This window comes from Bradyrhizobium sp. RT6a, from assembly GCF_040547675.1.
GTDB lineage: Bacteria > Pseudomonadota > Alphaproteobacteria > Rhizobiales > Xanthobacteraceae > Bradyrhizobium.
In genome coordinates, this window is sequence record NZ_JBEPQC010000001.1 from 29,555 (window position 1) to 42,828 (window position 13,274).

Consider the following 13,274-nt stretch of genomic DNA (forward strand, 5'->3'; position numbering starts at 1 on the left):
ACTGCTCTACCCGAGCGTTGAATCAGCCTAGTTTCGGACGAACTTCGTCCGAAACTGCTTTCAGTAGCCCCCTCACCTCCACCGCTTCCGCCTGCCCTAGACCCTATGCCGCGCGATCTCAGCACCGGAGCCGTCAACTACGAGCACGATCGTGCCCGCATCATGGTCGCAATCGGGATCGCTTGCGATATCCCGAGCGACACGAGCGCCGTACTGGACGGCTAGCTCAGCAGAGCGAAATAGCTCTCCCACATCGTCCGCCTGTGTCTCGCCATTGTGTAAAATCGGGAAGTAGTAACGCATAGCCGCGGCTCTCGTCCTTTAGTCGCGATCATGCCCACATGTCTGGACGGCCCGCACCTGTCAAAAACGACAGGGTCTTGCGAAGCGGATCACCGGGCGCCCTCCTCACAGCCCCAGGCGTGTGGCGTCATTGACCCGCAGCAACAACGCTCGACGCATCCCGCTAGGCAGCGTGGCGACACCCCGACCCTTGTCCCCCCGGGGCACTTGGCTGGCACCGACAACCTAGCAGAGCCGACTCAATTCTTTTCGAACACAACGCCGATGCGAGTATCACTGCACCACACAAGACGACAATCTCTGATGATACGGTCTCTTTCCAACATCATCTTGAATGTGGCACGCATGTGCAGCTTCGTCTTTAACTCGATCCCCGCCCCGTCCTCCGAAATGTTGAACACGCGGCAACGTTGGCTGCCGCCATCTCCAAAAATATAGGCGGCTAAGTCGACGTCCGACCGATCGATCTTCCGGCGATCCGACATGGTTATCCTTGAGTTGACGCGGCTGTCTCGTGTCCTTCACCGGTCGATGCTATTTCGATAAGCCGAAACTGCCTCGCGATCCGGGTTGCCAAATTCGACCGCTCCTTGGCTAGCTCTCTCTGATAGTGAGACACGTCGTGTCCGTCTCGCTCAAGGACGTCGATCAGGATTGTTTGGCTCTGAACATAGGTCACCTTGTCAGCGATCTCTCGCGTCAAAATAGCCAGCTCGTCATCATTATCTGATGTCACGGCGATCTCCTTGGTCGGACTGATCACGCGCAGAAAGGCGCTATTTTGCATGCCCAGTACTTACAGATCGTTACGCGGGCACCCTGGAACTCCCGTACATGGTCGACCTTATACGTGCCCTGGGTTTGCAAGCGCAAGTCAGCCGACGTTCACGGCTCGTCTTGAACTTATCATTTACGATGTTGACGTACGATGACGCTCCGCAGCGCTCATCCGTGGCACGATGTCCAACGATCGACAAGAGACCCGCCCGTGGTCGGCCGACGAAGAAGCGCAACTACTTGCGCTACTCGATGAGGGCATGACTGCAGCCGAGTTGGCCGAGCGGTTGGGTCGCAGTCGCCAGGCCGTGTACGGTCGGTTACAACGCTTCCGCAAGCAGCGAGGGCGAACAAGCCGAAGGAGCGGACACGCTTTCGCGCAATGGGGTAGTTAACCCTGGGCCCGCCCCGCGAGGGCCGTCGGATTTCCATCATTCACCGCGCGGCAATAACCTTCATCGGCAGTGCGGCGCCGTGCTGCGCGCGGGCCAGCTGGACGATCGCAACCGTCGAGGCAGGTTGTGGATTTGCGCTGACCCTAAGAGATTGGACGGCATAACGGAGAATGGCCTAAACTGACGCGATGCACCGCGAAATCAAAGAGATGCTGATCGGCTCAGGCTGCATAATCCTATCGGCATCGGCATCATCGCGTGGCCACCCCTCAGTCTATTTGTTGATCGCTACTTCTTCTCGTACCTGAGACTGGCGCTGCAGTGGCTCATCTCCTGAACCAAATCGGCACCTACCCTGAGACAGTTTTCAGACTCCCCTCCCGCATCCAAGGTAGTCGATGCCACAAAATCCACTGAGTAATGAGAACGTAGCGGAAAGGCTCAAGCTCGTGCGAAAAGCCGTTGCCGGGACGCAAACGGCGTTTTGTAGGCGGATCGGGATTGAAATCCCCCGTTGGAACAATTTCGAACGTGGCTTTCCGTTGTCAAAAAGCATCGGCATTCTGCTAGTGCAAAAGATTCCTGGCCTGACACTGGATTGGTTGTTCTTGGGAAAAGCGGATGGATTGCCGCTCCAACTTCGGGAGGAGTTAGAGTCCGCCAAGCCGCAGCGAACAGCGTGAACATTCCCGCCCCCGTCCAACGAGGTCGTTTGCTACACGCGCTTGAATATCGTCGCGCGGTAGTTGGATAAGTGCGCGGCTTGAGAATTGCGCGCTGACCAAGCGCACCGCTGGCGCGCTCCGTCACAAGGCTCTCGTTTTGAGGTTTGGCTTAGGCCTTCAGCCCTGATGAAGGCAGTTGTCGGAAAATCGGGACAACCGGATCGCCAAACTTCCATGTTAGTTTGGACATTAATCTGACGCGTTCTAGCGCAGACTATTGGTCTTGCGATGAGGCAGCCGGGGGGCGGCCTCGCACACGAGGTTGAGGGCTCGCTTTAGCCAGCCCCGGCGAGCCCTCCCTCAGTCAGCAAGACTGACATTTAAGTTTTCCATAAGTGTGACATCGCCGACATTGCGGACTTGAGCCGTCGCTGTAGGCTTGTGTTGCCGGGGCTGGAATCAATATTTCACGTCTTCATTTTGACCGGCTGGCCGCAGTGGTTTGCCGCTGCGGCCTTTTCCGTGGAGCGCTCCTAGCGGTGAGGCCGTCCTGCTGGGACACAGTGATAACACTGCCGATCCGGCGTGCGCCTGTACGACTGCCCAACTTGTAAGCGGTTGTTTTTGGGATGCCAGCCGCCATAATTTGCCTGATCGCGGTCCTGCTTTTGTCTGATCGCAAAAAGTCGGCAGCAGGGTGGAAATGGTCCGATCCGGGGCTCCTAAAAGTTCGGCGATTTGGTCCGCGGAGGACGACGAAATGCTTTTTCAGATGCGCGCGAGCGGAGCGTCATTCAGCGACATTGCAGCAGAGCTCGGCCGGAGTCAGGCCTCGGTCGAGGCTCGCTATTCCAAGCTAAAGAAGCAGATCAAACTGCGTGGTCGTTCCTAAACGCCTTAAGCCCTGCCTCCGGCAGGATACGACCCGGTAAACACGCCTTGTTGCTCAATGCGGTTGTAACGAAACGTGCAGCCATGAGCGCGGGCGAAGACTTCGGCCTCTGCAAGCGCGAGCGCGTCATTCCCGCCGAACGCGTACTCGATGTACCGGTCCCGAATTATCACCTGCTGGTCCGCGCCGACATTATCTAAAACGCTTGCCAGCCGGAGCAGGTAGTCTTCGCGTCTCGATGAAGGCTGGCCATCCTGAAGTTTGTCTTGCCGCGATCCTGCCGAAAGCCAGCCAGCGTGAACCGGCGGGTTGTACCGAAGCGCTGCCAGCTAGCCAACTCTAGGTTTTTGCCTCGGTTTTCCCTTTCCGGTGTCCTGACGGCGCAGCCCGTCAGTTATGGGAAGCAACCAGCTGCGCACACCGAGGACACACGCCGTCGGCCGCATCCGTGAGTTGGCGCACAATCTCTTCCATGAGATCTTCACGCTCCCAGCACGTGCCATCACTCTTGGTGATGCTTCTGGCGCGGTAATAAGCATGCGTTTCGGCGTCGCCGTCTCCGACGCGGATCATGACCTCTGGATGGAAAGGACAGACGACTATAGCCCGCGTTGTCAGCAATGCATAGCGCATGGTCGATTCGAGATTGTCGGTGTGGAGCGGCATGATAGCCTCCTGCTTCGGGCCGCAGGCGCATGTGAGCGCGGAAGGAAAGGCGCAGCCCAATTCTGACTCCCCCTTGCGCCGTGGACCTCAGCGTCGCGTGGCACAATGCAATGCGCGACGCCGTAGCGATTACTTACGCTCCGCGTCAGCCTCCTGCTCAAGCCGCAAAATATGTGCGCGCAAGGTATCAAACCGCTCTTCGGCAACGTCGCTGAAAAGCGGGTCATTCTGACTCGTCGCGGCTGAAGCGATCTCAGTCCAATCTTGAGGCTCGAGAAGCTTAACTGCCAGGGGAAAAAAATCGCGATCTTCCATCCTCATGTGGCGGCGCTCGTGCGCGATAAAATCCCGAATGATAAGATCTACCTCTTCGGGCAGAATGCCACGTTCCGCGAGAACGCTTTCGACCGCCTGAGCGACGCGGCGTAAAAGTTGGGCCCCTTTTTGGTGTTCGCGAGCTAGATCGCCGACCTTCGCAGCAGCGGCTGGATCTCGTGCCCTCAGCTTGGCAAATACCAGGTCTTCCTGGGGATGATGATAAACCTCTGGGTAGACTTCGAAGTAACTGATAACCGCGTGAATGACCTCGTAGTCAGCACGGTCGCCGCGGTCGAATACCTCGAGCTCCCGCTCGAGGATGGCCAGCAGCTTCTCAATGTTGAGATGCTCTTGGGATAAGCGCTCTATGATCATGGCAGAGCTCCATAAACGGATCTCAATATCGTCTTTGGTCGAGTGTCAGCATTTGCGACAGATCAATCCGAGACAATGCGATTTTAAGATCGCGCAACTCGTGCGGACCATGCTCGCGATTGCCTAGCCGCAATTTAGACCCATATTCTGAATTGCAGATGCGTGTGAAACGGGAAAGCCGCGGTCGCTAAGAAACGATTGGTTCTGAAGCTGCGGACACCCCTACCCCTTGCACCGTGCTCTAACCCGCATAGACCTTCGCGACATTCTTGTTCAGGTTTCCTGGTGTTGATGAGGTTCAGCTTCACCGAGCCGAGCCATGGCGCATTGGCTGATCTCCACGTTCTGAACGTTTTAGCAGCGCCGGTAAACCGATCACAGTGGTCTCCTTGATAATTAAACGGCCGCCCTCATAGGCCCGTGGCTGGGTTGAAATGGGGCGCCCCCATGCCCGCCGGCACCTATCCGCGAAACTGTACACGGGATAGAGACAGCGAGAACGATGTTACTCAGCTCACTTGCCTCCCACACAGGCGCACTTCATGGTTCTACCGGCAGCCTTCTTCAGCTATCACAACGCTGGCGTGGCTGTACATTATCACCAAGACGGTGATTGCAGTCGGCGGCTAGCTGCTGTTCTAAAATAATTCGACGAGTTGCAGAAACTCGCAGGCGACACAAACAATCAATCCCCACAGCGCAAAGTTTATCTGCAGAGCTGCTACCATGCATCCCTCCCCGTCGGCCGAGCTTGGTGCTACGGTTGATGGTGCACTTGCATTTTCACCATTTCCCCGAACCTACACCGATTCGAACGTGTCAACTGCGCGCAAGAATACTGGGACGGGCTCTCGATGAAACACGGCAGAACTTCGGGTTATGCACCCGCCCTCTTCCGCATCAGGACAACACGTTGCGCAGGCGCAACAGCCTTCCATGTTCCGCTTCGGAACACATGTTTTGGACTCACCCCGCAAACCAGGTTCTGCAATCATCGCCAACAGCCGGGGCTGGAAGTGTCCATTACGTAAGCACTCAATTTTCCCGGGAAAATAAAGGCCGCGGGAGATGAGCTGATCCTGCGGCCTTTTTCATCTCAGCGGCGGATGTGGCAATCTCAGGAGCGGAGGGCGGAGAGTGTTGCTTGCTCGAAAGGAAAGCTCCCCGAGCAACTTGGAGGTACCAAAGACGCCGATCAGCGAAGCGATATCAATCAGCTTGGCCGATGTTTCGCCTTGGAGTTCTCCCAGGCGACCTTGAAGCGGCGCGCTTGGCTTCATCGAGCGAGCCAGCTTCCCGGAACGGCGGACCGGGAAGCGTCGCGATGCACGTCCACAACCAGAACCCCCGGGAGCGTTCGTTGGCGTAGCGGATGCGCCCGACTAGCTGCCGGTCCTCGTGCACCGTGTAATCATCCAGGCCGATCATCCGCAGTGTCAGAGGCATTGTGGCTTGCCGCAGGGTAGAAACGAAAATAAGGCGGCGGATTATTGTGCCAATTAAACCTCGCCTGACCTGCGCGGCGAGGAACCCGTGTCCTCACGGCGCCGTTGCTGTCTCGCTAGCTTGCCCAAGCTGGCGGAGCGGCCCCGGCGTACCTCAAAAGCCAACCCTGAAGCCGGGGCCGTCTCTCCGCCATCGGTCTTTTCGGAGCATATGTTGTTGCGCGGCGCACAACGCAAGTCCTGCCGCCATAACCCCAGCTTGCGTGACGATCGCGTGCACGAAACCGTTTCGAGCCTCACACAATGACGCTGAAACAAATCCCTCCAAGACTGAACGGCATTGACGTCCTCTCGAGGAGATTAAGATGCGGAAACTATTTTTCGGTGCGGCCTTACTCGCGATCGCATTCGTGGGGTGTTCAACGATTATCTCGGCCGCCCTTTCCGCAGCCCGGGATGCCAAGGCCGCAACATTCTCCGAACGCTTTGCGCCCGCGCTGAAGTCCGCCTCGAGCGGCTAAATGCACTCATAGCCGTTATGAACCTGATCTGGCGGCGCCTTGCTTAGATGATACTGGCCGGCATGCGGGCTAAGCTCGTGAGAGCAATGACGAAAAAGACCGGTGTGACCGGCGGGTCATTTTTCCACTTTGACAAGATAAATCGACCCCCCGATGCGGCGAGCTGGCTGAGACGATCATGCGTGATCGCGCGCCGCTTCTCATCAGCTGGTAGTTTCTCGCGTCAGTCAAATCATGACGAGAACAATAAAAATTGCGATTTCAACCAGTAACACCGCTGCTGTCATAGTGGAGACGACAAACAAGTCAGCCACGCGTAGCATGATCCGCCTCACCATCGGCCAAGAAACGGCCCCTCACATCTCATGGCGTAAGCAGGGGGGATGCGGGAGCCGTTTCTCGGTGGCCAGACGCGTTCGTCCGGCGCCAGGCACCCTCAAATTAATTCGATTTTAAATATTTAGCAATATTCAAGTTACTTAGCTTATTTAATATGACCAATGGTTTAAAATCGCCAGCTTGCCTTGGACGAGCGCATCCGCCGTTCCCCATCCTTTGCTACCTAGCAAGAGAGCAGGATATCAGCGGACAAACGCGTGCCGGCTGCTAACGCGCACGGCACGGTGGGACCGAGCGTATTGCCGCGGCCGCTCTGAAGAACCCCCAGAAGCACTTCGTCGTCGAGGGTGAGAAGGTGGTGCTTGGCCTCGACGACGTTTCCGATTTCAACGCCCTGCACTCTCGCAAGCACAATAGCGAGGCTCAGCTTTACGCCTGCGTGTTGGCGATAGACGGGGACGGCCCACGCGACCGGCCACTGTATCTGCGAAAAACAAATTTACAGCGGCTGCTAGCGCGCCTGCCGGGCGCCCTTTGAGCGTGGCGAAATCGGTCCCGACTTATATCGAGAAGCATTGGGTCAAGGTGAAGAGTCGGATGCATCGCGCAACGGAGCGCGAGCTTTGATCGGGGCGAGCATTTGCGGCGCTTGGGGTTTAGAGGGCCTACTCGAACGCGATGCCGATCTCCATGTCTTTGCGCCAGATGATCCGAGCTGAACGGCGCTGACCTTCCAACGTCAAAACCAGCGTGAAAAAATCCGGAATGCCGAATGCGCTGGTCACGTTGAGAGACGCCCCAGTTTCCGAGACGTTGCGGACCATGCACGGTACTGCATTAATCCCGAATTCGATCATTCCGGGCTTTAGAACCTTCTCTCGTGACGCAGTCCGTTGATTGTCCATAAGCTCCAGTTTTGCTCATTAGAGCTAAATCTTCTGGAAACAGAATAGTTCGAACTGTCACAGTTTACCGCGGCGAGCCCATTCGAATTCCGGCCATGTCTCAGGAGTTTTGACCAGCCACAACTGCTTTAATAGGAAGTGGCGCTCATCCACCTTTCCGACCGATGCCTATTCTCGTGTGGCCAAGGCCGCCGCGATGATGCCGGGCCGCTACGCTCATGCCAAGGAATTCAAGCGGCATCAGCGGCAGTTGCGCATTCTGCGCAGCCGGCTGGGCCGGATCATCCGCGAGATCCGCCGCAGGAGCGAGGGCCAGCCGGTACTGGAGGACGCATTCGCCCTCCCGCTTGGCCAGGCCGCGCAAATCCGCTCGCAGCAGCAGCGCCAGCGCAGCCGGAAGCTTTACTCCTTCCATGCCCCGGCATTGGGGCTTAACCCAGTTTGGAGTTTGGCGATCTGGTCTTCGGTCTGTCCGTTGGACCAGGACGTCGGTAATCGCTGCGCTGACCAACGATGGTTCAAGCTCTCCGTGAGCCTTCTTGCGGATCATCGCATGGAAACCGGCTATGATTTCTCGAGCTTCCACCAGGAGAGGAATGCCTTGTTCAATTGCCGCAATAGTGACGGTCTCTGACTTTGATAGCGTATCGCTGCCATTGGTCATCAGCGCGCGATAGTTCTCGCGGACGGTACGCGCTGCAGGCTCTGAGCATTGGGCATTTCGGCACGCCAACGGCGTGTCGCCCATTCGGCAACGACTCGCACCGAGCTAAATCCCTGCGCCTTGAGGCAACCCCACAGGTCGGCCCCATTATAGTGACCAGCGGCCCACTGAACATCGAGCCATCGCAGGCAACGTACGTGGCGTCTTAGGTGGCTCGCGGCCTCTCGCCCCACCAAACTGTGACGGTCCGTTCAATGTCCTCCTCGTGTCTATAATCAGGGCGAAGACATTCACGCCACTGATTGGATCCCTGCACGTACAGGCGGTGTTGACGCTCGCTTCGCCAGAAAGCTCTGATGCCGTTAACGTGGTGCGTTGCAGTGAGCTATCTGCTTGCTGCGCTGCGTCTACGTTCCGCATGGGTAGTACATCTTCTTTCTACATATGAATCGGGGATGTGCCGGAACGTGGGTTACGAGTTTGCATTATTTCTCTGCTTTGTGATTTGTAGCGAGGTCGATCATGCGTCCGCTTTCTGGAATGATAATGATTGCAGCGGTCTCAACTTGGACGGGGCTTCACGCGACCCCTGCCGTCGGGCAAACATTCAATGACAGATGGTCCATCGTTCCAAAGGCTCACGCGGAGCCCGCTCCTGAAGGACTCGATCAGACAAAGACGGAGGAGCCGCAAGCGCAGTCTCCGAACGGACAAGAGCCCTTGAACGATCGTTCAGGCGCTCAATCCTTCAATCGATTCATTTCCGGAAAAGCCTCCTACTATTCGTATTCCAAAGGCAAGACAGCGAGCGGTTCATCGTTTGATCGGAATCTACTAACCGCGGCGCACCGCCGTCTGCCGTTCGGCACGAGAGTCCGCGTCACTGATCTTGAGACGAATAAGTCGGTGGTCGTTCGTATCACCGACCGCGGACCATGGGTCCGTGGCCGCGTCCTCGACCTCTCGCTGGCGGCCGCGCGCAGCTTGGGGATTACAAATCGTGGCGTTGCTCAGGTCCGCGCTGAGGTGTTGTAGCAGACGTCCATTGCCCTGCGAAAGCACGCAACCGCCGCCCACGCGCCCGTACGTCAACCGTCCGGCTTTTGGCCTGAAACGAATCTGCCGTGTCTCTAAAGAATCCTGACGCTATCGCGGCCCTCGTATCGGCCATTAAGGTCGTCCACGGACGAAGTCGCGCGAACCATGCTCCAGGAAGGTATGAGCCTCGCCACGCTGATCGACACGATGTTCTCCGCGCCGATAGCACATCGCGATGCCGTTCGATACGTCGCGAGTGCCTTAGATGACTTCGCCATTACACCAGAACTTGGCCCGGTCTGGCATCTTCGTTACCTGTATGATGATCAGCCCGGCTCATTTCGCGTCGTCGATTTGGAGATAGCCACGCCGGCCGGTACGCTGTCCAGCAACGACCTTTGGATTCGGCTGCCCGTCTAACTAGTTCCCAAGCTCTGCAATGCCGGGACCGTGCTTCGACGATCAGCCGGTGCCCCTGCACGTGCCGGCCTTGTAGGTCTTGATCGTGCAGGCCGGTATGTCACAGCATGAGAGGGCGCCGCGGCAGCTCATCGACGCCCGTTCTCCGCAGAGCTGCGTCGTTACATGCCATGGCCTGAGCCGAGCACGTTGAGAGAATTAGGCTGATTGTCACGTTTGCTAAGCCTTGGGACCTGCTAGCTCTGGCCGCGTTGGGGATTCAGCGGGCCTAAAGGCCGCGCTGAAGAACTGCCAGAAGCACTTCGTCGTCGATGGCGAGGCGGTGATCCTGGGCATCGATGGCATCTCCGACATTAAGCATAGGCTTCAGGTTTGGATTCCCTCAATGAAACTCGTCACCGAACGCCCTTTTGCCGATCCGGACGTCGCCGCCCGTAAGCTCGTTGAGCTGGCTTCGAGCATCGAGGCGGTACAAGACGGCAGAATCCATATCGAGAAGATCAACTACCCGTTCCTCTACACGCTCGAGGCAAGCGGCCACGGAATTCGGCGCGGGCAGCAGCTGCGCTGTCGAGAAGGGCTGGCTCGATCTGCATGAGAGCGGCACCTATGTTCGGCTGCTGCCCTGGCGAGGACCTGCTCGGTCGTCAAGAGATCAGCGTGGAAGACAGCCAGACCGTCAGGTACCCGCAGAGAATAATTCATACCAGGCGCATCGGGCTTCTCCCTCCGCAACGCGAATATCAAACGACGCCTCGCATGCCAGAGGGCGCGTGACTAAGAATCGGCGGTTGTAATCCATGAAGAGGATGATTTTGGTGGTTCCGATGTTGGAAGGTCATTCTCGGAATGATCCTGATCACTCTGGCCTAGCGATGCTCATGGAGGGGTCCATCCTCAGCCTGTTCTAGGACGTGTACTCATAAAGGTCGGCTTACCAACGCAAAGCGGAAGTCTCCCACCTTCGGCGTGATCGGCGGCGTGCGACCCGGAACGGACATCGGGAATCCTGCGAGTGCTGCTCCTGTCGCCTTCCGAGTATACCTTGGAGGTTACAATGACTCATTATGGTGCTTGGGAGCGGACATGAAAGTGCGCCCTTTCATGGCTCTTGATGGCCGTACAACTGATGGCGGTGCGGGTCCTTGAATGTGATCGGCGCAACCATGGGAGCGCCTCCGGAAACCGTCAATCCGCCCGGACGCGACGAAGGCGTCGGCGGCTCTCAGAGGATCAGATCGTGTTGGAAAGGTAGGTGTCCGCCTTGGCCAGCAGCCTCCTGCTCGTCGAAACGCCAACCCTCCGGCGTTGCATCGGCCCGATAGGACCATGCGGCCGCGGCGGAATCGTGCTCCGGACCGAGGGCGGCGACGGGGACCGAGGAAGCAACCGCCGGGGACGTCGGGTTCGCATGCTGTTGTTCAAAACCCGCCTCGAAATGGAACGCGGGCTCGGCCCGGTTGCGAAAGCCTTGGTCGTCGGCGCCCTGGATGACCACGGTCACGATCTGCGGCGTGCCGTCGATCGTGGTCACGGTGAAGGTGTCGGTCAGCGCGTCGCAAGGCCTCAGGGCCTGGACCTCCGGGTCGTCGGGGTCGAGCACGTATGTCCACGTGCCGCAGGTCGTCATCGTGAAACTGCCGTAGCCGTGGTCGCTCGCCTGCGGGCATGTCGTGGCCGTGAAGGTGTCGTCGGGATTGTCGACGTCCCTGTCGGACAAGGTGCCGCTGGCGCGTGGCGGGGGCTCGCAGGAGTTGCTTGGCTCGGTCACGCGTCCGCAAATATCGCCGCAGACGACTGCGGCGTCGTTGCTGCCCTCGATGGTGACCGCCACCGTCTGCGCCGTACCGTCCGCGGCCCTCACGGTGAAATCGTCAATCAGCGACTGACCTGCGTTCAGCGCCTGCACCGCGCAATTGCCGTTGTCGAGCGCGAAGGTCCAGTGCCCGTCCGCGGTCATGGTGAAGCTGCCGTAACCGTGGTCGCTCGGCTCTGGACATTTGACGGGATCGAACGCGTTCGACGGGCCGTCGACGTCGGTGGCGGTCAGAAGGCCGCACGCGGTTGGGACGCCCTGCGCGGAATCGTGGACGCCGCCTGCTTCGACCACACGACCATGCGTGTCCCCGGAGATGACGGCCGGATCGTCGGCGCCTTGGATGGTCACCATGACAATCTGCGGCGTGCCGCCGATCGTGGTGACGGTGAAGGTGTCGGTCAGGGTCTGGTACGCCGTAAGCGCCAGCACCGCGGCGCTGGCGGGATCCAGCGCGTACGTCCAGTGCCCGTCGGACGTCATCGTGAAGCTGCCGTAGCCTTTGTCGCTAGCATGCGGAGAGCTCACCGCCGTGAACGTGTTGGCCGGATCGTCGACGTCGGTGTCGGCGAGCTTGCCGGTCGCGGTCGGGACGTCGTGCGCCATGAACGCCGCCGCAATCGCGGCGGCGTCCATTGTAACCGCGGCGACGGATCCACCGGTCCCGCCGCTTATCGCTGCCGCGTCGTCGGTGCCGGCGATGTCGATCGTGAAGGTTTGGCTTGCCGAGGCAAAGCCGTCGGACGCCGTGATCGTGAAGCTGTCGGCGTTCGGCGCCTTCAGCGCGTTGATAGCGTCGTTGTTCGGTACGTAGGCGTAGGCGCCGGTCGCGCTGTTCAAGTACAGGATTCCGAAGGAGCCGGCCTTCTCGATGTCGTAGCTTGCGCCCGCGACGGTGAAAGCGCCGATCGCGGCGCCCGCGATGCCGAAGGTCGGGGTCGTGCCGGAGCCGAAGCTCGTGGTCGAGAAGCTGCCGCTGCTCGCCGAGAACTCATCGAACGCGACTGTGTCGATCTCGACCGGGCCCGACCCGAGCGTCAGTGTCGGTGGCGAATGGATCAACGGCCCATCCGGCACGAAGCTGGCCGGCACCACCAGCCCGGGAAGGGCATGTTGGGGACTGGGCCCCTCCGGTGCCTGGAAATCGATCGGCTGCGGCGCCTGATCGACCGCTTCGCCCGGAGGCGTACCGGATCCGGCCGGCCCATGGTCCTTCGAGTAGTTGGCAAGCACGTCCTGCTGCTGGCTCTGCAGGTCCTCCATCCGTGACGCGTTGTTGCCGACCTGCGCGAAGCCGACGGACGATCCGGTCTTGCTCAGGATGACCGTCTGTCCGGGATCGTCCACGATGATGTGGCGCGGCACCGGCTCCTTCGTGATGAGTTCGAAGGTGCCATGCTCGAAGCCCTTGTAGGTGATGGAGGCGTCGTCAAACAGGGCGAGATCGGGATCGGCGGCCCACGCTTCTTTCAGAGCCGAAAGGATCAACGCGACGAAGGACAGCCCTCCGGCCCATCCGAGTCTCGCGACAACCGCCGACTCTACAGCGCGCCCGCCGCGGACGGACGACGGACTGCGTTGGTTCTGCGCCGGCCAAAGACCGGTGAAGACACGTGCGAGCGACATCTTGAACGCCTCGCATGCTGCCCGCTTCCGCCGAAGCGGCCGGACCCATGGATCGCGTGTGAGTCAACCCGCCGAGGTGTCCGGTTCTGCGCACCAGACTACGCTTTGT

At 59.0% G+C, this 13,274-nt stretch carries 11 protein-coding genes and 2 pseudogenes; 5 read left to right on the forward strand and 8 right to left on the reverse strand.

Going from position 1 to position 13,274, the window contains the following annotated elements; genetic code table 11:
- Window positions 1–96 precede the first annotated feature (96 nt).
- The 3 genes from ABIC03_RS39235 to ABIC03_RS00130 all read right to left on the reverse strand — a co-directional run bounded on the left by ABIC03_RS39235 (window position 97) and on the right by ABIC03_RS00130 (window position 1,090).
- Entirely contained in the window at window positions 97–303 is a 207-nt protein-coding gene (locus ABIC03_RS39235) for a DUF6894 family protein (RefSeq protein ID WP_502916894.1), read from the reverse strand.
- Window positions 304–542: 239 nt separating this feature from the next.
- Window positions 543–788, reverse strand: coding sequence for a PilZ domain-containing protein (locus ABIC03_RS00125; RefSeq protein WP_354054513.1), 246 nt, complete (start codon window positions 786–788; stop codon window positions 543–545).
- Window positions 789–790: 2 nt separating this feature from the next.
- Window positions 791–1,090, reverse strand: a complete 300-nt coding sequence (locus ABIC03_RS00130; RefSeq protein ID WP_354054515.1) for a hypothetical protein — start codon at window positions 1,088–1,090, stop codon at window positions 791–793.
- A gap of 172 nt (window positions 1,091–1,262) precedes the next feature.
- Between ABIC03_RS00130 and ABIC03_RS00135 the strand changes: the two genes are divergently transcribed.
- Window positions 1,263–1,475, forward strand: coding sequence for a helix-turn-helix domain-containing protein (locus ABIC03_RS00135; protein ID WP_354054517.1), 213 nt, complete (start codon window positions 1,263–1,265; stop codon window positions 1,473–1,475).
- 1,947 nt (window positions 1,476–3,422) lie between these two features.
- Here ABIC03_RS00135 and ABIC03_RS00140 read toward each other — a convergent pair.
- The 3 genes from ABIC03_RS00140 to ABIC03_RS00150 form a co-directional block, all read right to left on the reverse strand.
- Window positions 3,423–3,698 carry a hypothetical protein gene (locus tag ABIC03_RS00140; protein WP_354054519.1) on the reverse strand — a complete coding sequence of 92 codons (276 nt, stop codon included), beginning with the start codon at window positions 3,696–3,698 and terminating at the stop codon, window positions 3,423–3,425.
- A 129-nt stretch (window positions 3,699–3,827) separates the two neighbouring features.
- A complete protein-coding gene (locus ABIC03_RS00145; protein WP_354054521.1) occupies window positions 3,828–4,391 on the reverse strand; it encodes a hemerythrin domain-containing protein in 564 nt (187 codons plus the stop codon).
- 2,970 nt (window positions 4,392–7,361) lie between these two features.
- A complete protein-coding gene (locus ABIC03_RS00150; RefSeq protein ID WP_354054523.1) occupies window positions 7,362–7,601 on the reverse strand; it encodes a PilZ domain-containing protein in 240 nt (79 codons plus the stop codon).
- 166 nt (window positions 7,602–7,767) lie between these two features.
- Between ABIC03_RS00150 and ABIC03_RS00155 the strand changes: the two are divergent.
- Window positions 7,768–8,022, forward strand: a pseudogene (locus tag ABIC03_RS00155) (IS5/IS1182 family transposase); the annotation flags it as partial.
- 20 nt (window positions 8,023–8,042) lie between these two features.
- On the opposite strand, the pseudogene ABIC03_RS39240 reads toward ABIC03_RS00155, so the two are convergent.
- Window positions 8,043–8,453: pseudogene (locus ABIC03_RS39240) on the reverse strand (ISL3 family transposase); the annotation flags it as partial.
- A gap of 532 nt (window positions 8,454–8,985) precedes the next feature.
- Between ABIC03_RS39240 and ABIC03_RS00160 the strand changes: the two are divergent.
- The 3 genes from ABIC03_RS00160 to ABIC03_RS00170 all read left to right on the forward strand — a co-directional run bounded on the left by ABIC03_RS00160 (window position 8,986) and on the right by ABIC03_RS00170 (window position 10,321).
- A complete protein-coding gene (locus ABIC03_RS00160; RefSeq protein ID WP_354054525.1) occupies window positions 8,986–9,300 on the forward strand; it encodes a septal ring lytic transglycosylase RlpA family protein in 315 nt (104 codons plus the stop codon).
- A 183-nt stretch (window positions 9,301–9,483) separates the two neighbouring features.
- Entirely contained in the window at window positions 9,484–9,723 is a 240-nt protein-coding gene (locus tag ABIC03_RS00165) for a hypothetical protein (protein WP_354054527.1), read from the forward strand.
- Between the two features lie 385 nt (window positions 9,724–10,108).
- Window positions 10,109–10,321 carry a hypothetical protein gene (locus ABIC03_RS00170; RefSeq protein ID WP_502916895.1) on the forward strand — a complete coding sequence of 71 codons (213 nt, stop codon included), beginning with the start codon at window positions 10,109–10,111 and terminating at the stop codon, window positions 10,319–10,321.
- A gap of 627 nt (window positions 10,322–10,948) precedes the next feature.
- On the opposite strand, the gene ABIC03_RS00175 is transcribed toward ABIC03_RS00170, so the two are convergent.
- Window positions 10,949–13,165 carry a VCBS domain-containing protein gene (locus ABIC03_RS00175; RefSeq protein ID WP_354054529.1) on the reverse strand — a complete coding sequence of 739 codons (2,217 nt, stop codon included), beginning with the start codon at window positions 13,163–13,165 and terminating at the stop codon, window positions 10,949–10,951.
- Window positions 13,166–13,274: the final 109 nt, after the last annotated feature.

Coding starts and splice junctions, on each gene's coding strand:
- ABIC03_RS39235 (WP_502916894.1), bottom strand. CDS start 303: ATGCGTTACTACTTCCCGATTTTACACAATGGCGAGACACAGGCGGAC.
- ABIC03_RS00125 (WP_354054513.1), bottom strand. CDS start 788: ATGTCGGATCGCCGGAAGATCGATCGGTCGGACGTCGACTTAGCCGCC.
- ABIC03_RS00130 (WP_354054515.1), bottom strand. CDS start 1,090: ATGCAAAATAGCGCCTTTCTGCGCGTGATCAGTCCGACCAAGGAGATC.
- ABIC03_RS00135 (WP_354054517.1), top strand. CDS start 1,263: ATGTCCAACGATCGACAAGAGACCCGCCCGTGGTCGGCCGACGAAGAA.
- ABIC03_RS00140 (WP_354054519.1), bottom strand. CDS start 3,698: ATGCCGCTCCACACCGACAATCTCGAATCGACCATGCGCTATGCATTG.
- ABIC03_RS00145 (WP_354054521.1), bottom strand. CDS start 4,391: ATGATCATAGAGCGCTTATCCCAAGAGCATCTCAACATTGAGAAGCTG.
- ABIC03_RS00150 (WP_354054523.1), bottom strand. CDS start 7,601: ATGGACAATCAACGGACTGCGTCACGAGAGAAGGTTCTAAAGCCCGGA.
- ABIC03_RS00165 (WP_354054527.1), top strand. CDS start 9,484: ATGAGCCTCGCCACGCTGATCGACACGATGTTCTCCGCGCCGATAGCA.
- ABIC03_RS00170 (WP_502916895.1), top strand. CDS start 10,109: ATGAAACTCGTCACCGAACGCCCTTTTGCCGATCCGGACGTCGCCGCC.
- ABIC03_RS00175 (WP_354054529.1), bottom strand. CDS start 13,165: ATGTCGCTCGCACGTGTCTTCACCGGTCTTTGGCCGGCGCAGAACCAA.